Here is an 18341-nt window from a genome sequence, read left to right on the forward strand (position 1 = left end):
TTGAATTCCTTGTCAAAACTTCTTCTTGTTCCTTCTTTCATTGGTTCTAAGTTAAGGGGCTTAACTTACTGTCCAATCAAATGTAGCAGATCCATTTTTTTCCTTCACAGAAGTTCAACCGCCTTCGGGGTTGGGCCCCACCATTATATGTAGGTTACCTCTATCCACGGGTTTCACCCGCGGTTATTGAGAAGTTGGACGGATTCACCGTCCAATAATAGAAAAGATGATTTCCGTTTAATGTTTTCCCGACCCTGTCTGCGACAGGCAAGCCTGAAAGGGTCGAACTCATTTCATTCTTGCCATTTTTGAATTAATTCACGATTTTCAAATTGTCTTTTTTCACACAAAACCGATTCGTTATGGCCACACATACTCAACTTTTGTATCATTTTGTTTTCTCCACCAAACACCGTGAACCCACCATCGTCCCTGATCATAAAAAGCGCCTATTTGCTTACCTCCATCAACTATTGACCAATAAAAATTGCCATCTCTACCGAATCAATGGGGTAGAGGATCACCTTCATATTTTGACACACCTTCATCCGACTATTTCCATTTCCTCTTTAATCAAAGACATCAAATTGGCCGCAGATGATTTTATCAAAAGAGAAGCTATTTTTCCAAAATTTAAGGGTTGGCAAGATGGATATGGAGCCTTTACAGAATCGATACAGGCCAAAGAGCGATTAATCACATACATTAAAAACCAGGAAGAACATCATCGGAACGTTTCATTTTTAGACGAATACAAAGCCCTTTTGAATGAACATGAAATCGAATTTGATGAGAAATATCTTTTGTAAGTACAACCTCCCGAAATCGCTTCGCTCATCGGGACAGGTGATTCGGGCTTGATCCCCACCATGATAGGTCAGAGAATGGAAGCAAGAGATGAGAGTTAAAATGCCCAATACCAGTAGAAAAGATTTTTTTTAGAGGCTTAGGATTTCCATTCGTGTATTTGTGACTAGAAAAATTGTATTTAGATCTAGCATCAGGTAGCGTTTGGCAAACTTGCTTCGTGTTAGTTAAATCGAAGTGGAATTTTGACCGATTTTCCTTGATTTCCATCTATTTTAGATTCCAGCTTCTGAAAATTAAGACTGCTTTATGTAAAAATAATTTAACCCAATCCTCTGATGATTCACCATTTTCGTCCGGGTATCAGACCCTTTTTTACGCAATTTGTTTCTCTTTTTCTTTATGTTTCGATCTGTTTTGTATTGATTTCCTGCGGGGAAAAGGAAGATCCGCTTCCTGAAGACTTTGTGCAGGTCAAAGGAATACAACTGATTCCCAGTGACTCTGTTTTTTTATTCAATTCCGGAGAAAAGATGCTTAGAGTTACTCCTCAATTTATCGGAGCTTTTGGGGATGAGGTGTATCTTGATCAGATCCCTTCCCTTCAATTATTGATCGATGGGAAAAAATCGGGGAATCCGGCACGGATATCTACCGATCGAGTTGGAGAATATGAGGTAATCGGGCGAATTGGGAAAGTCAGTTCGAGACCCCTTAAAATAAAGGTAGTTGACGTTGATCCCAATACCTACGTTTCCCGCATCGAAGTAGATATGGCCGATTCTACCCATTCCCCCTATGCTATTGCCGGTAAGTCTCAGGTGGATTTTGAGGTCAGGGTTTTAAATTATCAAGGGAGACCTTTTCCCATCCAGTATCAACCTGACTTTAAATTTTATTTGAATGGTGTCCCTCAGGAAAATTTACACCGGGTCCTCGTAACCGAATCGGGGGACTTGCCTTTTTGGGCAGAGGTAGAGGATATAAAAAGTGAGGTAAAGATCCTTCGTTCCAGAGCAATCCCGGATTTGTCGGAAATCTATTATCTGCCTGTGGTTTTTCATGTGGTTCACCGGGGGGAAGCAGGAGGTACTGCTGAAAACCCTGGGCAGGCATCTCTCCGGCAACTTTTGGATGAAACTAATGAGGCGCTGATGGGAAAGCCATCTGCTTTTCGCAAAAGCCATAATCAACTCGATCCGAAGTTTCAGTTTTATCCTGCAACTACAGGCCCGGATGGAACTCCCTTAGAAGAGGAAGGAATCAATAGAATAGATGCCGAAAAGGGTGTTTTTCCTTATAGGGATGAAAAAACCTATGCTTTTCTTTTCGAGCAGATGTGGAATCCCCGGGAATATGTAAATATTTTTGTCATGAATATTTCAGGTGCCGGTGGTTATGCTTTTTATCCTCCAGGCTATGACTCAAGCAATCCACTGACTTCTTTTTATGGATTTGTGATCGATAAAAGGCTATCTACCAAAACCATGCTCCATGAGATCGGACATTTTTTGGGTTTACGGCACACCTTTGTCAACGACACCGATTTATGCGAAGACGGAGATAGACTGCCGGATACTGAATTTTATAATCAAGACCGAAAAATTTTCGATGAACAAATGATTCAAAACTGCGAGGGAGAATTTTTCTATGCCTCCAATTTCATGGATTATCGACCCAGCGCAAGAAACAGCTTTACCCTTGACCAAGTAAATAAAATCCGCGGTACCATTCAGCAGGCAAACTTCCTTCCGGTTGAGTCAAGTCCCGTTGCCCGGATAAAACCAAGGCCATGGAAAAAAGGCAAATTTGATCCTACAGTCAAGCCGATTAAATGATGCTTTTGCCTCTTTAGTCAAATTTGATGTATCTTTGGAATATGATCGAATTGGTTAAAAATAACCTTGAAAAAATTACTACCTCATGTAAAAAACATCGGGTTGCCTCACTTTTTTTGTTCGGTTCAGCAGCAAATGGCACGTTGAAAAAAACAAGTGATATCGATTTTCTTGTTGAGTTTTTTGATGATATTAATGTCTTGGAGTATGCGGACAACTATTTTTCTTTGTTGGAAGAGCTTCAGGGAATCTTAAATAAGAAAGTGGATTTAGTTTCAACAAAGTCTCTAAAAAACCCGATACTGAAGCAGACTATAGATCAATCCAAAGTAGATTTATATGCAGCTTAAAGTACTTAAGTATATTTTAGATATCGAAAGCGTAATTAGGGAGATAGATTCTATTAAGGAGAAAACTCAAAATGACTTTACTAATTTTTCAAACAATATCATTTTCCAGAGGGCTGTAGAAAGAGATTTAGAAATAATTGGGGAAGCAATAAAAAAATTACTTGAAATTGACCCAACTATTCAAATTACGGCTTCTCGGAATATTATTGGATTAAGAAATATTATTTCTCATGCTTATGATTCTGTTGAGCCAGAAATGTTGTGGGGCATCATTCAAAAAAACATTCCCGTATTGGCTAGGGAGGTGGAAATATTAAAAAGTAGATAGTACCCCGGTATTTTTCAGCTTTTAATTACAAGTAAAATAGAGATTTGCTAATCGAAAATTTTTATTTCAGATAGGCTTCCGCATAATCTCAATTTCTCGGTATTGCGGTAAGAGCTTCTCAAATGCAAGCGTGTAGGTCAATACCTGCTCAAAGCCGTTTTTCTCATAAAAGCGCTTTGCCTGAGGTTTGCAGGACATGGCCTCCAACCAGATAAAATCCAGTTTCTCTCCCTGGGCAACTTGCTCACAATGCTCGAGAAGTGATTTAGCGATGCCTTTACCATGCGTGGAAGGATCGAGGTAAAGCCGATGCAGTTTCATGGCATTGGGAATGTCGATTTCACGGGGTGAAAAGGGATAGTCGTATTTCAAAATCCCCACTTTTTCTCCCATCCATTCCACAAAAAAGTAATGGGTTCTCTTACGAGCAAGTTCCTTTAGGACATTTTCCTTATTGTAAATCAAGTCCACATACCAATCGCCCCCATCTTCCCAAAATTCCGTATAGGCATCCTTGTAGATGCGGTTCATCAGTTGGAATAAATCTTCCGAATCGGAGTCTCGGATGGGAATCAATGTGACTGCTTTGCTGAGGCTGATCATCAGGTAAAAATGTAGAAAATGAGGGGATAAAAAAAGAATTAATGAGGGGTTGATTTTTGACTTCATCGATCGATAAATTAAAAATCAAATCGCAGCGCTGCTGCTCTAGATTATATCTATTTACAATTCTAAAATCAAAACGCGCCGCTGGCGCTTTACCTTTCAAGACTTAGGCTTTTTAAGCCTCATCTAGGCCTTTTGATTGTAGCATCAGATGAAGATAATAGGAAACAGAGTTTCGGAGAAGCGATTTGATTAGTTGTGTAATGTTCTAGTCGGATTCTCACCTTAGCCCATTATCTAACTATTCCTGTTTGTGGTGACCTAAACAGAGGATGGGGGAAAATTGATTTTATGTCCTTCAGTTTTCCCCCGTGTTCTTTCCCGATTCTCGGGACAGGGTGTGTGCTTAGTGGTTGATAAAAAAGAAAAAACCTTCGAGGTTTAAGAAACCTCAAAGGTTGGTATTGTCCTTCACTTTTCCTTTGTGCCCTTTGTGTGCTTTGTGGTAATCACAAAAGAAAAACCTCCGATTCCTTTCTTTTGGCAGGTCTCGGAGGTTTTAGAAACGGGGAAATATTTGGGGTTTTAAAGAACCCTGATGATCTTAGCTTTTTAAACTAAACCTTCGAGGTCTTGGGAGACCTCAACGGTTATTTGCGTGCCAACGCTCTTTTTACAGCCTTTACGATATTCTCGGCATTCAAGCCGTATTTTTCCAGCAATTCGGTTGGGGTACCGGATTCTCCAAAGCTGTCATTAACCGCTACATATTCTAATGGAGCAGGATTATGACGGATCAAGGTCTGCGCGATGCTATCCCCCAAACCTCCGTTGATCTGATGCTCTTCGGCAGATACCGCGCAGCCTGTCTTTTTCACCGACTCCAAAATTGCTTCCTCATCCAAAGGTTTGATCGTATGGATATTGATCACCTCGGCAGAGATTCCTTCTTCGCGAAGCATGGCTTCAGCGACTACTGCTTCCCATACCAAGTGGCCTGTGGCGAAAATCGAGACATCTTTTCCATCGATCATTTTCCACGCCTTTCCGATCTCAAATTTTTGATCGGCAGGAGTGAAGATCGGCCAACTCGGGCGACCAAATCGCAAGTAAACCGGACCTTCGTATTCGGCAATCGCCAAGGTAGCTGCTTTGGTTTGGTTGTAGTCGCAGGGGTTGATCACCGTCATGTGAGGGAGCATTTTCATCATGCCCATATCTTCAAGGATCTGATGGGTTGCCCCGTCTTCTCCCAAAGTCAGACCTGCGTGAGATGCGCAGATTTTTACATTTTTGTCAGAATAAGCCACTGATTGGCGGATCTGATCATAGACTCGGCCTGTGGAGAAATTGGCGAAAGTACCCGTAAAAGGAATTTTGCCGGAGGTAGCCATACCCGCCGCTAAGCCGATCATATTGGCTTCGGCAATTCCGGTTTGGAAAAAGCGTTCGGGAAATTCCTTCTGGAAAGCCCCCATTTTCAGCGAACCGATCAAATCGGCACACAGTCCGACGACCTTGGGATTTCTACGTCCCGCTTCCAATAACCCGTCACCGAATCCGGATCGGGTATCTTTCTTTTCTGTATAGTTGAATTTTAAATCTAAGCTCATGATATTCTGTTGGATGGATTAATAATCACCGAGGGTTTCTGGGAGTTGGCCCAATGCATTGGCTAATTGCTCATCGTTTGGAGCGACGCCGTGCCATTTGTGCGTGCCGACCATAAAGTCCACGCCATAGCCCATTTCGGTGTAAAGAAGGTTAAGAACTGGTTTGCCTTTTCCGGCAAGGGATTTGGCTTTGTTCAAGCCTTCCAAAACCGCCTCCATGTCATTCCCTTTTTTGATTTCATTGACTTCCCATCCAAAAGCTTCCCACTTTCCTTTGAGATTCTTCAGGTCCATCACCTCTTTGGTAGGACCGTCGATCTGCTGTCCGTTGTAATCAATCGTCGCAATCAAATTGTCCACCCCATAGTGAGCGGCATACATGGCTGCCTCCCACACTTGTCCTTCCTGCTGTTCACCATCGCCCATCAGGCAATATACCGTACGATCATCGCCATTCAGTTTTTTGACCTGAGCCGCACCGATCGCCACGGATAATCCCTGTCCGAGAGATCCCGAAGCAATTCGAATTCCCGGAAGGTCTTCCTCAGTTGCCGGGTGACCCTGAAGTCTAGAGTTGAGTTTACGGAAGGTTTTCATTTCCTCAATCGGGAAATAGCCTGATCGGGAAAGCACGGAGTACCAAACCGGAGAAATATGCCCATTGGAAAGGAAAAATAGGTCTTCGCCTTTTCCTTCCATATTGAAAGCCGGATTGTGGTTCATCTGATCAAAATACAGGGCTACAAAAAACTCTGTACATCCCAAAGAAGCCCCTGGGTGACCTGAATTGACCGCGTGAACCATCCGGAGAATGTCTCTGCGTACCTGAGAACAGATTGATTGGAGTTGTTCGATTGAATTTTTTTCCATTACGGAGGATTTATTTGAGAATTTGTGCTGTGTGTTCTTTGGTTTTTACTTTATCGATGATCTCCTCAATCTTCCCTTCTTCATCGATGACAAAAGTGGTGCGGGCAGTGCCCATGTATTTTCGGCCGTACATGGATTTTTCTACCCAGGTTCCGTAGAGTTCATGTACTTTTTTATCCTCATCAGCAATCAGAGAAAAGGGTAATTCTTGCTTTTCGATAAATTTTTGATGGGATTTTTCTGAATCTGAACTGATTCCCAAAACAACATATCCGGCTTTTTGCAAAGCTTCGTAATTGTCCCGAAGATCACAGGCTTGAGCCGTGCAGCCGGGAGTATTGTCTTTGGGATAAAAATAAAGAATGACTTTTTTGCCTTTGAAATCAGAGAGTTTGATCGTTTCTCCTGTTTCAATTTTTGCTTCGAAATCCGGGGCCTTTTGGCCAACTTCTAGTGACATAAAATTTTATTTTTGGTGGAACAAATTAACTGATGGTCCCTTTCCACTCGGCGACATTGCCGGCTTGATCGGTGACCTTAAGTATAACAGGTCCTTGGAAAGCTTGTTTATCCAATTTTTCGGACCAGATCAGTGCGCGTTTGTGTTCGTAGCGCATCAAAACCCACTTACCATCGACCCAAGCTTCAAAGTGCTGTATCCCCGACAGATTATCTGTGATGGTAAATCGGATCTCGGCAGAATTCACCCGCAAAGGCCGGATGGTTGGTTTGGTCTGATCTTCAGCCAGCACAAAAGTACCAAAATTTCTGGTTTTGAAGCGGATATTTCCGTCTTCCCAGGTGCCGCCCACAAAAGATCGCCGCTCCCGGTTGCCAAGTTGATAGACATGGGTTTTTTGTCGGTTTCCGGTATACCCCGAGACATCCCAAAGGACTTCAATCGGGGCAAACAGATGCTCATTGGGATCATTGATCTCGAGTCGGGGATTTGTCATACTTCCACGGTCTTCTACGCGAAGGTAAAGATCCTCCAGCAGGCTGTTTTCTTCAAAATGCATTTGCACCCCTCGCTTGGCAAATAATTTCTCTTCAGCCATGGGGATTAAAGCCTGGATATTGGGAATTACGACTTCCGAACAAATATCCACTTCCTCGGGAATACCAAACCGCATATCCCAAAGGTAAGTCCGGCTTTGGGCGTCCTGATAGGCTGGCAGCATTTCGAAAGAATGGGCACCGACGTAAAATCTCGCTAGACCACCTTCAGCAGAAATTGGGGCTTCGATTTTCAGGATATTTCCCAAATACTCCACCTTTGCCCGAGGTGGGGCAGTTCCGTCAGCAACTTGATGCACAGCGTCTTTTCCGCGGAGCGAAAAGCTGATTTCCCGGGTATTGTTGTAGGCATCTTTGAGGATCAGTTTATAGTTTTTTTCCTTCTTTGGTGCCAAATTCAGGTAGCCAGCTCTAGGCTGATTTGGGGAAAGAAAATCAAATTTTAGCTCAGGTTGATGATAGAGTTTGGTAAATCGGTTTTGATGGGTGTGGAGTAAAAACTGACGTGAAAAATTGAAATTTACCTGATCTACCAGCAGTTTTAGTAGTGTACTGTCTTCCTCGATCAATTCGAAATAGGGAAAGCCATTGCGGTTTGGGGCCCCATCGAGCTGGTCAAATCCCCGGAATTCCACTCCCACGGGTCCGGTGATTTCGATGGTATTGGGAACTCGGTAATTTGCTCCGTTGGGGCTTGGTGTGATTTCCAAACGTTGAAATTTCCCATTGATCCGAGAGTCTATTTCCAAGGGGACAAAAGCGATGCTTTGCGGTGTCGGAGCGAGGCGGTCCAGGACTTCTGGAAAACCAAAAAGTAAAGGATCCATGGCCTGATCCAAACTATCTCGAATCTCAAAATGAAGATGAGGTCCACCTGAGCTTCCGGAGTTTCCGCCATCAGCTATTCGTTCACCCTTGAGTACGGGGAGTTCACCGGGTTCGGGATAGACTTCCAATTCATTCACCTGTCGATCGTACATTTTTTCGATCAGGTAGCGCTGAAGCGCAGGGTTGAAATTTCGAAGATGGCCGTATAGCGTAATATGTCCGGTAGGATGCTTGAGATAAATGACATTGCCATAGCCATAGGTAGAGATTTTGATTCGGTGGACCCAGCCGTCAGCTGCGGCATAAATGGGTTCGCCCTCTACTCCGCCAAACTTGTAATCCAGCCCGGTGTGAAAGTGATTGGGTCGGAGTTCGGCAAAATTTCCAGACAGAAAATTTCGCCCTCCAGGCTTCACCGGAGAGCGAAAATAATCCTGAATGACTCCCTGGGGGAAAAGCTGAAACTGAAACAGAGAGAAAGCAAGAAAGGTGAAAATGAACTTACTTAACTTCAAAATCCAGTAATTTTTGGGTTCCAATAAATCCTTCCAATCGATCGCCGATTTGGACGGGGCCGACCCCAGCGGGAGTACCGGTGTAAATCAAATCCCCTTTTTTTAAGGTGAAAAATTGAGAAACGTATTCGATGATGGTCCCAAAGTCAAAAAGCATCAAGCTGGTATTTCCTTTTTGCTTTACTTCTCCATTGATAGTCAACTGAAAATCAATGTTTTTCAGGTTCTCAAATTCAGAAACCGGCAGAAAATCTCCAATGGGGGCTGATCCATTAAAAGCTTTAGCGATTTCCCAAGGCAAACCTTTGGCTTTACACTGATCCTGAAGGTCTCGGGCCGTAAAATCGATTCCCAATCCGATCTCCTCAAAATAGCGATGGGCAAACTCTTTTTGAATGTATTTGCCCTCTTTGCTGATTTTCAAAACCAATTCTGCTTCATGGTGGATGTTTTTCGAAAAATCAGGGTAATAAAACGCCGCTCCACTTTTCAGCAAGGCCGTATCGGGTTTAAGAAAAACGACCGGATTTCCCGGAGTTTCGTTTTTAAGCTCCTCAATATGCGCCGCGTAATTACGGCCGATGCAGATGATTTTCATAGATTCTAGGCTTTACTGGAAATTGGTTCCTGGGGCTTTCAATACGTGAAATTAACCATATCCGGTGCAAAAAAATGGATACAAGGATGAAAGGCTAAAATTTTTATTCAAAAGACCCTCATCAATTTTCAATCAATTTCAGTCGGTTTTTAATTATTCTGATAAATCTTCAGGACCTCTGCCAAAAGCTTTTCGGTCCATCGGGAATAAACCTGCGCGGATGGATGAAGCTGATCTTCTACGACCATTTCTGGCAAGCCACCGATTTGACGATATTCCTCCGTGATTTCGATAAAAGCTACCCCGTATTTCCGACAAACTTCCTTTTTGGCGGCGTTGAATGCGTCGATTTCGGATTTGACTTTTTCAACATCCGAGCCCTTTTCGGCAGCAAAAGGAGTGACGCCCCAGTCCGGGATCGAAAGGACAAAAACATGATTGGGGAGATTTCCTGCAAACCCGATCGCTCGTAAGAGCATTTGCTCAAATTCTTTTTGGAAATCGTCTATCGGTCTGCCCCGATATTGATTATTGACACCGATCAGAAGGGTCACCAAATTATAGGGTTCTCCAGTCGGCGCAGCATCCAAAATCCCTTCTTCGAGTTCTTCGACAGTCCATCCGGTTTTGGCGATAATCTCAGGATCAGACCAGGTTCGCTCTGTAGATGTGTTTAATCGCTTGATCAATTGATTGGGATAGCGGTCTGCTTCTTCGACTCCTTCTCCAATGGTGTAGCTGTCTCCAAGTGCCAAATAGGTAAGCGGTCGATCTTGCATGTTTTGTTGTTCGATTGTGGTATTTGCCTGAGGTGAACTACAAGCAAAAACCGCAGATAATACGAATGGGATAAAGGTATTTAGAATCATGAGTTGAAAAGGTCTTGAATCAGTTGAATGCTGCCTTGATCGGCGTCTAGTTGGACCAAAGCTCCATTGGGGATGATAAATTGTTTGGGAATATGCCCGATCATCGCACCCGAATACGCAGGAATACTCAAGGGAAGCACATAATCATCCAGAACCTGGTCTACGGTCAGTGATCCATATCCTCCTCCGGGGTTGCAATCTGAGCATTGACCAAATACGAATCCGGCAATGGCATCTAAGGTACCGTTTAATTTTAAGGTACTCATCATTCGGTCGATTCGGTAGGGATCTTCGCCAATATCCTCGATGTACATGATGGCATTTTTGAAATCCGGATAGTAGGGAGTTCCACTCAAAGCGGTGAGTACGGTGAGATTTCCCCCGAGTATTTTCCCGCTTGCCTGACCTGGGGTCAACGTTTGAATCCGATTATTTTTAATAACCAAATCTCCACTATCGGATTGTTCATTTTGGTAAACCATTTTGGATTTTTCGAAAAAAACCTGTTCAAACTGATCGACATTGAACCTGTTCCAGCTTCCCGTTCCGTTGGGTCCATGAAAAGAAATCAGTCCGGTTTGGGAATAAATCGCACAGTGCAAAGCAGTGATATCCGAATAGCCCATCAAAGGCTTGGGATTTTTCCGGATCAAATCGTAATCGATCATTGGTAGAATTCTCGAAGCGCCCGAACCTCCTCGAATACAAACAATAGCTTTGACTTCGGAATCGGCAAACATCGCATTTACATCTCCCGCTCTTTCTTCATCCGTTCCAGCCAAATGTCCGCGGCGATTTTTGAGGTTTGCGCCCAGTTTTACCTTAAATCCCAATGCTTCCAAGGCTTCTTTGGCAAAGGTGAATTCCATCCGGTCAGCAGTAGCGGCTGATGGACTGATGAGGCCTACGGTATTTCCCTTTTGAATGGGATTGGGAAGTATCGAATTCTGGGATCGAACCGATTTTTGGCCATCAAAAGCTAGAAAAGGAAGAGCCGCTCCAGCAAGTCCTAAATTCTTTAAAAAGGATCGTTTGTTCATAAGGTTTGGATTCAATAAATGAAATTAAATCTTTTAGCTTTCTCGGGAAAGAGAAATTCAAAAGGCTTACGGGTCCCCATTCAACAAAAAAAGGGCCGATCTAGGCCCTTTGCAAATTGCGAGTAAAATCTAGGTTGATAAAATCTTCGCAACCCGAAAATCATCCTCATCCACTTCCTTATCATCGACAATCGCCCGTTTGATTGGGGTATAGACGACTTTATGATTGATCAATCCTGCCATCACGTCATATTTTCCCTGAAGCAATCCCTCTACGGCTGAAACGCCAAGCTTGGATGCCAACAGACGATCGTAGGAACTCGGAGCTCCACCTCTTTGCAAATGTCCCAAGATGGTGACTTTGATGTCATAGTAGGGGAGATGTTTTTTGACTTTTTCGGCAATTTCGGCGGCTCCACCACTTTTTCCACCTTCGGCTACAATGACGATGTTAGATGCCTTTTTAGCTTTGGTTCGGATTCGAAGTTTCTCAACGAGTTCTTCGATGGCCATTTTTTTCTCCGGAATCAAAATTGCAGCCGCAGCAGAACCGATTCCCGCATTGATGGCAATAAAGCCGGCATCTCTTCCCATCACTTCCACAAAAAACAATCGATCATGTGAAGTCGCGGTATCCCGGATTTTATCAATTGCCTGAATAGCCGTATTGCATGCCGTATCAAAGCCAATGGTGGCGTCCGTTCCGGAGAGGTCATTGTCGATCGTGCCGGGAAGTCCAACCGCAGGGATTCCGAATTCTTTGTAAAACAAGTGCGCTCCAGTCAACGAACCGTCACCGCCGATAACGATCAAGGCATCGATTCCATGGGATTTCAGATTATTGTAGGCTTTTTGTCGTCCTTCGGTCGTGCGAAAATCCGCGCTTCGGGCAGACTTCAGGAATGTTCCGCCACGCTCCAAGACGTGGGCGATATCTCCGGAGTGTAGTTTTTTAATGTCATTCTGGATCATTCCTTCATAGCCACGGTAAATCCCGTACATCTCCAGGTTGTAATAAAAACCGGCCCGAACAGCCGCACGAATGGCAGCATTCATTCCCGGAGAATCACCCCCGGAAGTCAGTACTCCGATTTTTTTGATGTTTTTCAGTTCCATTTTTTAGGTTTGAGTGAGGGCGCGAAACATAAGATCTGCCGAAGCAGGATTGGTAGCCAAGGGGATATTGTGTACGTCACAGATCCGCATCAGCATTTGCACATCCGGTTCATGAGGATGCTTGTCCAGAGGATCTCTGAAAAACACCACCATGTCCAGTTCCTTTTGGGCGGCCATCGCGGCGATTTGCGCATCTCCACCAATGGGACCCGACAACATTCGCTGAACTTCAAAACCGGCCTTTTGGATATGAGCCCCGGTAGTTCCTGTGGCTACCAGATCCACATCTGCCTGATGAAGGCGATCTTTGAATCCACTTAAAAAATGCACCATATCGGCTTTTTTTCCGTCATGGGCGATTAAGGCGATTTTCATGAATAGCTATCTAATAGGTTGCTGCCAAAGTTAGGAAAAATTCCTTTTCCCAAAATTTATGTTTGACTAATAAAATCAAACATTCCATTCCTTTCGCTTAGTTTCATTCTGCCCCAATAGAAATCAATTCGTGATTTGTTCCAATTTGAGGATAAATGCATATTCCAAGGCCATTTCTTTCAGTGCATTGAATCTACCGGATGCTCCTCCATGTCCGGCTTCCATATTGGTGTGGAGAAGCAAGAGCTTATCATCTGTCTTCATTTCCCGGAGTTTGGCTACCCATTTGGTGGGTTCCCAATACTGCACCTGAGAGTCATGTAAGCCGGAAGTTACGAGCAGATTGGGGTAGTTTTTTGCCTCTACATTATCGTAGGGGGAGTAAGAAAGCATGTATTCGTAATATTCCTGATTTTTGGGATTTCCCCATTCGTTGAATTCTCCGGTAGTCAAAGGAATGCTTTCATCCAGCATCGTGGTCACTACATCTACAAAAGGCACCGCCGCAATGATTCCCTGAAATAAATCAGGCCGCATATTCATCACCGCACCCATCAACAGGCCTCCGGCACTTCCACCCATTGCGTAGAGGTGTTGAGGCAGGGTGTATTTTTGCTGAATCAGATGATTGGCGCAAGCAATAAAATCAAGGAAGGTGTTTTTCTTTTTGAGTAGTTTTCCGTCTTCATACCAGTGACGGCCGAGATCTTCTCCTCCCCGGATATGAGCAATGGCAAAGACAAATCCGCGATCCAAGAGACTAAGTCGGCTACTTGAGAAATAGGCATCCATGCTAAATCCATAGGATCCGTAGGCATAGAGGAGTAGGGGATTGCTGCCGTCCGCATTGAACAAATCTTTCTTATAAACCAACGAAATTGGTACTAAAACCCCATCTTCGGCTTTGGCCCAGATTCTAGCTGATTCGTAATCGGATTCGGTATAGCCGCCCACGATTTCTTGCTGTTTGAGTAGCTTTCGGTCTTTGGTGTGCATGTGATAATCAAAGACCGATGCGGGTGTCACCAAGGAATTATAGCCAAATCTCAACCATGGCGTGTGAAATTCAGGGTTATTGCTGATCCAAGTGGTATAGGTTTCTTCCTCAAAAGCCAATTGATGTCCGGGACTTCCATCCCAAGGTTTGATCAGAATCTGAGTCAGGCCATTACTCCGCTCCTGACTGACAAAAAAGTCTGCAAAAAGATCAAAATCTTCAATTAATACCTCATCTCTATGCGGTATAAAATCCTGCCAGTTTTCCAATCCTGGTTTTTCGATAGGAGCTTTGACTACTTTAAAATTCCTTGCTTCATGATTGGTCCGGATCCAAAAATGTTCTCCATAGTGATCTACGGCATATTCCAGATGAGGGATTCGCGCTTGCAGAAGTTGGAATTCAGCATCGGGTTTGGAAGCTCGGGCAAACCGGATTTCAGAAGAAATGGTACTTTCGCTATGAATTAGGATAAATTCCTCGGACTTGGTTTTGTGTACTTGACAGGTAAACTCCTCGTCTTTTTCCTCATAGATCAAGACATCGTTTTCGGGCGAACTGCCTATTTGGTGTTTATAAATTTGATTTGCCCGAAGGGTATTTGGGTCTTGTTTGGAGTAAAATAGCGTCAAACTATCCCCCGCCCAAACGACATTTCCCGTCATATTTGGGATTCTTTCCTCCAAGATTTCTCCGGTGATAATATTTTTGAAATAAACGGTATAAATCCTCCTGCCCACCTCATCCACGGGAAATGCAATCCAATTCAGATCGGGACTGGCGGCAATTCCAGCCACCTGAAAATAGCTTTTGTCCTTAGCCAAAACGTTGACATCAAGAAGGATTTCTTCAGGATTTTCCAGATTTCCTCTTTTTCGGCAATAGATGGGGTATTCCCCGCCTTTTTCAAAACGACTGTACCAATAATACCCATATTTGAGATAGGGGACACTTTGGTCATCTTCTTTGATTCGACCCTTCATTTCCTGAAAAAGCTTTTCCTGAAGCGCCTCGGTATCCTTCATTTTGGACTTAAGGTAATCGTTTTCTTGATTGAGGTAGTCGATGACTTCAGGGTTTTCCCGATCATTCATCCAATAATAGGGGTCATTGCGTCTATGCCCGTGAAATTCTATAAAATGGTCTTTTTTTGTCGCTTTGGGAGCTTGCATGTTGGGGAATAAAATTTGGATGCAATGTTAATCAAAATCAGAGAGAGCGGGTTCCCCAAAAAATATTTTCTGTCAATTTGGGGGAGTTTTTGGATCGTAATTAGACTCGAATATTGCAATAATGGAAATTTAGTGAAATATTGATGGATATAATTTTACCATCAACCTCAACACTTATGGGAATGCTAAAAGAGTTTAAAGAGTTTGCCGTCAAAGGCAATGTCGTCGACTTAGCTGTCGGTGTGATTATTGGTGCTGCATTTGGAAAAATCGTCACCTCCTTGGTCAATGATGTAATCATGCCGCCGATTGGATTGGCACTTGGCGGTATGGATTTCAAAGAATTGGCGCTGACACTGAAAGAGGCGGAAATGAATGCCGCCGGTGAAGTGGCTGTGGCTGCGGTGACGATCAATTATGGGATGTTTATCCAAAATATAATTGACTTCGTAATTGTGGCTTTTGTGATTTTCCTTGCGATCAAAGGTGTTAATAAGATGAATCGCAAAGAGGAGAAAAAAGAGGAAGCAGCTCCACCTCCTGCACCTCCAAAGTCAGAGGTTTTGTTGGAAGAAATCCGTGATTTACTCAAGAAACAATCTTAAGAAATCAATAAAAAAAGGTCCTTTGCGGGACCTTTTTTTAATAAAATACCAGTGGGAATTTTGCTACGGGAATAAATTAATTATCAGATGATCTCCTTTGTCGGTTTCGCTGGTAAATCATCCGGGTAAAATCTCTCGCTATTCCGTTGAGTTTCATGACCTGGGGGTAGGAAATCACTTGAGCAACTTCCTTGACAAATTTCTCTTCCTCGTCGATCATTTTTCGCTGAATTCGGAACCGTTTTTCCAGTGCATTCTTTGCTTCTTGCTCGCTCAGGGCTTGTTGATCTTGCTTCGGATAAAGCGCCACCATTTCTTTCAGATTGGCTTCCCGGCTCTCGGTGTACTCATTATAGATGGGCCAGAACTTTTCGGCTTGATCAGGACTTAATTCCAATCGACTGGTAATAAAGGCAATCCTGGCAGCTTGAAGCCGTTCAGGGTCAAAATCCCGGGATTCTCCTCTCTGCGCAAATGTTGCGATTGCGGTGAGAAGGAAAATGGATAGTAATAGGTGTAATTTTTTCATTGATCTAGGGTGATTTCAGTTTCTTGATCCCAAAGTAAATCTGCATAGGGAATTTCTTCTTCGAGAATATCGTCAAGTATTTCCTCAGGATTTTCGCTCATTCCCAAGACATCTTCCGCAGTCCAGTAGTTGGATTCGATATATAAGTTTACTTCTTCTTCCAAAGCCAACAGCTCATTTTCAGGGGAGCTGGGATAAAAGAAATAGGTGCCTACAGATAGGAAAACGAGAATGGCAGCCGCCCATTTGACCCAAGAATAATCGGGCTTGGATTCAAGTTTGTGAAGGATTTGATCGGGCAAGGATTCAAAATATCCCTCAGGGCTTGTAAACGGCTTAAGCTTTGGAAATTGCTGCTTCATCATGATTTAGACTTTATTTAGTGAAGAAGGTTTATTCGTTTTTTAGGAATTCTTCGATTTTTTTCACCGCCAGGTGATAACTGGCCTTGAGCGCACCCACACTGGTTTCAGTGATTTGGGACATTTGTTCGTAGGTGAGTTCCTCTTGATATTTGAGATGAAAGACAAGCCGCTGCTTGGCAGGCAATTTTAATAGGGCCTTTTCAAGTTTATATTCGATTTCTTCGGTGGTGGGCATGCCCGGCTGATCGAGGTAGCTTTCCAGCCTTTGCTGATGATCGTCAATGGAAAAGAAAAACCGATTCTTCTTTTTTTCCAAAAATGTCAGAGTTTCATTCGTTGCGATTCGATAAAGCCAGGTAAAGAGGGTGGAGTTTTCCTGAAATTTATCAATATTCTTGAAAGCCTTAATAAAGGTGTTTTGAGTAAGGTCATCAGCGTCTTCGTGGATCAAAACCATTCGTCTGATGACTTGGTAAATCCGCTGCTGATACCGCTGAATCAGTTGACGATATCCCATGTCTCGGGTGTGATTCTGCCGGATCAATTGGAGGATTTCCTGGTCGGGATTCTGATTCATTGCGTATTAGACCGCTGATGGGCATCAAGGTTTAGTTTCAATTGACATTTTGATCAGAAAATCCCCAAGTTGAGGACAGCACTGATACTTTTTAATCCTAATCCGAAGGTGATCAGAAGAATGCTTAGCGAGAGGATATTGATCCAAAGTGGGTTTTTATAAGCTTTCATCCAGCTTTTCTGATTGGCGAGCCAAATCAGCCATCCTGATATCAAAGGCAGAAGAATGCCATTTGCCAATTGCGCCAAAGCAATCAGCTGCGAAGGCTTAATGCCAAAAGACGCAAAAAATAAACCCATTCCCACCACCAAACCGATTGCTATTCGCATCGGAACCGAACTGGTATCTTGGTTCCAACCCATAATTCCGCAAATCACCAATCCGGCCGCAAGGGGAGACGTAATCGAGGAAGTCAGGCCTGCGGCCAAAAGCCCAAATCCCATCAAGTATTTTCCCGAACTTCCAAACACCTGGTCCAACCCCATGGCTATATCCTGAGCGGAATTGATTTCCACGCTTTGGTTTACAGTTCCGACGATCAATATTGCCATGGAAACTAAACCTCCCAAAATCACCGAAAGGATAATATCCCTTCTCATCCAGTGGATTTCGGTGGGACTTTTCCATTTGTTTTTGACCAAAGCGGCATATAAAAATAAATTATAGGGAACCACCGTCGTACCAATCAAAGCAACCAAGGTGGTCGTTTGATCCAAATCAAGACTGGGTACAAATCCCTCAAAAACTTCTCCCCAAGCCGGCCTTACCAAAACTGCCGTCACCAAAAAAGCCAAGGACATCAAAATGACTAAGCTGACAAGGAATTTTTCCAAAACCTGATAGTTACCCATAACCAAAAGAAAAAATGCCAAGGCTCCGATTAGGAAATTACCAGATTGAATCTGCCAAGTTCCTATGCTCAAACTGGGACTGTCCCAAAATACCTGTAATCCCAACTGCGAACCGGTGATATTCCCCGACTCGTAAGCGATGTTTCCCAGTACGATGGCTAAGAGAACCAATACAATCTGAAAAATTTTAAGCAGGGTATTATTCTTTTGATTACGAATAAGTTGTGCCAAATCTTTTCCGGTGGCCAATCCGATTCTTCCTGCCGTTTCCTGTAGGATGATTGTGGCAATAATGGAAAGCAACAGTCCCCAAATCAGCGAAAATCCAAATTGGTAGCCGGCCTGGGTGCAGACCATGACGGTTCCTGGACCGATAAAAGCCGCGGTTATGATCGGTCCTGGTCCGAGATTGTGAAGGAAGTTTCGAAGGCTCAAGTTGTAGTTTTTTGACAAAATAGTGTTTTGGGTAGAATAT

20 protein-coding genes are annotated in these 18341 nt (G+C 43.5%); 5 read left to right on the plus strand and 15 right to left on the minus strand.

The genetic code is table 11. From position 1 onward, the window contains the following. Window positions 1-362 precede the first annotated feature (362 nt). The 4 genes from tnpA to BM043_RS15805 all read left to right on the plus strand — a co-directional run bounded on the left by tnpA (window position 363) and on the right by BM043_RS15805 (window position 3323). On the plus strand, window positions 363-809 hold the full coding sequence (tnpA, locus tag BM043_RS15790) for an IS200/IS605 family transposase (protein WP_092793418.1): 447 nt from the start codon (window positions 363-365) through the stop codon (window positions 807-809). 336 nt (window positions 810-1145) lie between these two features. Further along, window positions 1146-2645, plus strand: a complete 1500-nt coding sequence (locus tag BM043_RS15795) for a M43 family zinc metalloprotease (RefSeq protein ID WP_092793420.1) — start codon at window positions 1146-1148, stop codon at window positions 2643-2645. A gap of 26 nt (window positions 2646-2671) precedes the next feature. Next, on the plus strand, window positions 2672-2995 hold the full coding sequence (locus tag BM043_RS15800) for a nucleotidyltransferase family protein (RefSeq protein WP_245753058.1): 324 nt from the start codon (window positions 2672-2674) through the stop codon (window positions 2993-2995). Next, window positions 2985-3323: a HepT-like ribonuclease domain-containing protein gene (locus tag BM043_RS15805; protein ID WP_092793422.1), complete on the plus strand. Its 339-nt coding sequence runs from the start codon at window positions 2985-2987 to the stop codon at window positions 3321-3323. Before BM043_RS15800 ends, BM043_RS15805 begins: the two co-directional genes overlap by 11 nt. Before the next feature lie 66 nt (window positions 3324-3389). On the opposite strand, the gene BM043_RS15810 is transcribed toward BM043_RS15805, so the two are convergent. The 11 genes from BM043_RS15810 to BM043_RS15860 form a co-directional block, all read right to left on the minus strand. Further along, window positions 3390-3992 carry a GNAT family N-acetyltransferase gene (locus BM043_RS15810; protein WP_092793425.1) on the minus strand — a complete coding sequence of 201 codons (603 nt, stop codon included), beginning with the start codon at window positions 3990-3992 and terminating at the stop codon, window positions 3390-3392. A gap of 587 nt (window positions 3993-4579) precedes the next feature. Further along, window positions 4580-5542 carry a transketolase family protein gene (locus tag BM043_RS15815; protein WP_092793427.1) on the minus strand — a complete coding sequence of 321 codons (963 nt, stop codon included), beginning with the start codon at window positions 5540-5542 and terminating at the stop codon, window positions 4580-4582. Between the two features lie 18 nt (window positions 5543-5560). Next, complete coding sequence (locus BM043_RS15820; protein ID WP_092793430.1) at window positions 5561-6412, minus strand: transketolase; 852 nt, start codon at window positions 6410-6412, stop codon at window positions 5561-5563. Between the two features lie 10 nt (window positions 6413-6422). After that, window positions 6423-6872: a thioredoxin-dependent thiol peroxidase gene (gene bcp, locus BM043_RS15825; RefSeq protein WP_092793432.1), complete on the minus strand. Its 450-nt coding sequence runs from the start codon at window positions 6870-6872 to the stop codon at window positions 6423-6425. A gap of 25 nt (window positions 6873-6897) precedes the next feature. Beyond that, window positions 6898-8772 (minus strand): M23 family metallopeptidase, encoded by a 1875-nt coding sequence (locus tag BM043_RS15830; protein WP_092793600.1) that lies wholly within the window; start codon window positions 8770-8772, stop codon window positions 6898-6900. Continuing rightward, window positions 8759-9370, minus strand: a complete 612-nt coding sequence (locus BM043_RS15835; RefSeq protein WP_092793434.1) for a fumarylacetoacetate hydrolase family protein — start codon at window positions 9368-9370, stop codon at window positions 8759-8761. The genes BM043_RS15830 and BM043_RS15835 overlap by 14 nt, the downstream gene beginning before the upstream one ends. Window positions 9371-9519: 149 nt before the next feature. After that, entirely contained in the window at window positions 9520-10239 is a 720-nt protein-coding gene (locus tag BM043_RS15840; RefSeq protein ID WP_092793435.1) for an SGNH/GDSL hydrolase family protein, read from the minus strand. Continuing rightward, window positions 10236-11279 (minus strand): S66 peptidase family protein, encoded by a 1044-nt coding sequence (locus tag BM043_RS15845; protein ID WP_092793436.1) that lies wholly within the window; start codon window positions 11277-11279, stop codon window positions 10236-10238. The genes BM043_RS15840 and BM043_RS15845 overlap by 4 nt, the downstream gene beginning before the upstream one ends. A gap of 129 nt (window positions 11280-11408) precedes the next feature. Continuing rightward, a complete protein-coding gene (pfkA, locus tag BM043_RS15850; protein WP_092793438.1) occupies window positions 11409-12395 on the minus strand; it encodes a 6-phosphofructokinase in 987 nt (328 codons plus the stop codon). A gap of 3 nt (window positions 12396-12398) precedes the next feature. Further along, entirely contained in the window at window positions 12399-12770 is a 372-nt protein-coding gene (locus BM043_RS15855) for a methylglyoxal synthase (protein ID WP_092793439.1), read from the minus strand. A gap of 123 nt (window positions 12771-12893) precedes the next feature. After that, window positions 12894-14939 carry a S9 family peptidase gene (locus tag BM043_RS15860; protein WP_092793441.1) on the minus strand — a complete coding sequence of 682 codons (2046 nt, stop codon included), beginning with the start codon at window positions 14937-14939 and terminating at the stop codon, window positions 12894-12896. Between the two features lie 176 nt (window positions 14940-15115). Here BM043_RS15860 and mscL point away from each other — a divergent pair, with 176 nt between their 5' ends. Beyond that, entirely contained in the window at window positions 15116-15544 is a 429-nt protein-coding gene (mscL, locus tag BM043_RS15865; protein ID WP_092793445.1) for a large-conductance mechanosensitive channel protein MscL, read from the plus strand. Window positions 15545-15620: 76 nt separating this feature from the next. Here the strand turns inward: mscL and BM043_RS15870 are convergent, their stop codons facing one another. Genes BM043_RS15870 through BM043_RS15885 form a run of 4 tightly spaced genes read right to left on the minus strand, consistent with a single transcriptional unit; the run spans window position 15621 to window position 18319 of the window. After that, on the minus strand, window positions 15621-16073 hold the full coding sequence (locus tag BM043_RS15870) for a hypothetical protein (RefSeq protein ID WP_092793447.1): 453 nt from the start codon (window positions 16071-16073) through the stop codon (window positions 15621-15623). Further along, the gene (locus BM043_RS15875; RefSeq protein ID WP_092793449.1) at window positions 16070-16438 is read right to left on the minus strand and encodes a hypothetical protein; all 369 of its coding nucleotides are present in this window, start codon (window positions 16436-16438) and stop codon (window positions 16070-16072) included. Before BM043_RS15875 ends, BM043_RS15870 begins: the two co-directional genes overlap by 4 nt. Before the next feature lie 28 nt (window positions 16439-16466). After that, complete coding sequence (locus BM043_RS15880; protein ID WP_092793451.1) at window positions 16467-17015, minus strand: RNA polymerase sigma factor; 549 nt, start codon at window positions 17013-17015, stop codon at window positions 16467-16469. Between the two features lie 53 nt (window positions 17016-17068). Next, window positions 17069-18319 (minus strand): Nramp family divalent metal transporter, encoded by a 1251-nt coding sequence (locus BM043_RS15885; protein WP_245753059.1) that lies wholly within the window; start codon window positions 18317-18319, stop codon window positions 17069-17071. Between the last annotated feature and the right edge of the window lie 22 nt (window positions 18320-18341).

The organism is Algoriphagus hitonicola (assembly GCF_900113375.1).
GTDB lineage: Bacteria > Bacteroidota > Bacteroidia > Cytophagales > Cyclobacteriaceae > Algoriphagus > Algoriphagus hitonicola.

Excerpts from the sequence above, each read along its gene's own strand:
- BM043_RS15800 (WP_245753058.1), top strand. The coding sequence starts at position 2,672 with ATGTATCTTTGGAATATGATCGAATTGGTTAAAAATAACCTTGAAAAA.
- tnpA (WP_092793418.1), top strand. The coding sequence starts at position 363 with ATGGCCACACATACTCAACTTTTGTATCATTTTGTTTTCTCCACCAAA.
- BM043_RS15855 (WP_092793439.1), bottom strand. The coding sequence starts at position 12,770 with ATGAAAATCGCCTTAATCGCCCATGACGGAAAAAAAGCCGATATGGTG.
- BM043_RS15835 (WP_092793434.1), bottom strand. The coding sequence starts at position 9,370 with ATGAAAATCATCTGCATCGGCCGTAATTACGCGGCGCATATTGAGGAG.
- BM043_RS15815 (WP_092793427.1), bottom strand. The coding sequence starts at position 5,542 with ATGAGCTTAGATTTAAAATTCAACTATACAGAAAAGAAAGATACCCGA.
- BM043_RS15860 (WP_092793441.1), bottom strand. The coding sequence starts at position 14,939 with ATGCAAGCTCCCAAAGCGACAAAAAAAGACCATTTTATAGAATTTCAC.
- BM043_RS15845 (WP_092793436.1), bottom strand. The coding sequence starts at position 11,279 with ATGAACAAACGATCCTTTTTAAAGAATTTAGGACTTGCTGGAGCGGCT.
- mscL (WP_092793445.1), top strand. The coding sequence starts at position 15,116 with ATGGGAATGCTAAAAGAGTTTAAAGAGTTTGCCGTCAAAGGCAATGTC.
- BM043_RS15810 (WP_092793425.1), bottom strand. The coding sequence starts at position 3,992 with ATGAAGTCAAAAATCAACCCCTCATTAATTCTTTTTTTATCCCCTCAT.
- BM043_RS15795 (WP_092793420.1), top strand. The coding sequence starts at position 1,146 with ATGATTCACCATTTTCGTCCGGGTATCAGACCCTTTTTTACGCAATTT.
- pfkA (WP_092793438.1), bottom strand. The coding sequence starts at position 12,395 with ATGGAACTGAAAAACATCAAAAAAATCGGAGTACTGACTTCCGGGGGT.
- bcp (WP_092793432.1), bottom strand. The coding sequence starts at position 6,872 with ATGTCACTAGAAGTTGGCCAAAAGGCCCCGGATTTCGAAGCAAAAATT.
- BM043_RS15805 (WP_092793422.1), top strand. The coding sequence starts at position 2,985 with ATGCAGCTTAAAGTACTTAAGTATATTTTAGATATCGAAAGCGTAATT.
- BM043_RS15870 (WP_092793447.1), bottom strand. The coding sequence starts at position 16,073 with ATGAAAAAATTACACCTATTACTATCCATTTTCCTTCTCACCGCAATC.
- BM043_RS15840 (WP_092793435.1), bottom strand. The coding sequence starts at position 10,239 with ATGATTCTAAATACCTTTATCCCATTCGTATTATCTGCGGTTTTTGCT.
- BM043_RS15820 (WP_092793430.1), bottom strand. The coding sequence starts at position 6,412 with ATGGAAAAAAATTCAATCGAACAACTCCAATCAATCTGTTCTCAGGTA.
- BM043_RS15880 (WP_092793451.1), bottom strand. The coding sequence starts at position 17,015 with ATGAATCAGAATCCCGACCAGGAAATCCTCCAATTGATCCGGCAGAAT.
- BM043_RS15875 (WP_092793449.1), bottom strand. The coding sequence starts at position 16,438 with ATGATGAAGCAGCAATTTCCAAAGCTTAAGCCGTTTACAAGCCCTGAG.